This window comes from Stenotrophomonas sp. TWI1183 (assembly GCF_039673115.1).
GTDB lineage: Bacteria > Pseudomonadota > Gammaproteobacteria > Xanthomonadales > Xanthomonadaceae > Stenotrophomonas > Stenotrophomonas maltophilia_AA.
In genome coordinates this window covers 1-298 of sequence record NZ_JBDJKZ010000040.1, presented here as the reverse complement: position 1 = coordinate 298, position 298 = coordinate 1, and the positions used below count along the sequence as shown (strand labels likewise).

The 298-nt window shown below is 63.1% G+C and carries 1 protein-coding gene and 1 pseudogene; both read left to right on the top strand.

What is annotated here, in order from left to right:
• Positions 1 to 103 (top strand): flagellin (locus ABE434_RS18815; protein ID WP_332677858.1); only part of this gene is annotated, 103 nt, incomplete at its 5' end.
• Between the two features lie 85 nt (positions 104 to 188).
• Positions 189 to 298: pseudogene (locus ABE434_RS18810) on the top strand (flagellin); the annotation flags it as partial.

Genomic DNA, 298 nt, shown 5'->3' with positions numbered 1-298 from the left:
AACCGCAGAACTGACCCGCACCCAGATCCTGCAGCAGGCCGGTACGGCCATGCTGGCCCAGGCCAACCAGGTGCCGCAGAACGTGCTCAGCCTGCTGCGCTGATCCACGCCAGAGTGACAGCCGGGCGTAGTCGCTGACTGCGCCCGGATTCTGAATCACGCCTCACCTCCGCCGAAGGAATTGCACCATGGCACAAGTCATCAACACCAATACGATGTCGTTGAATGCTCAGCGTAACCTGAGCACCAGCGGCAGCTCCCTGGCCACCACCATCCAGCGCCTGTCGTCGGGTTCGCG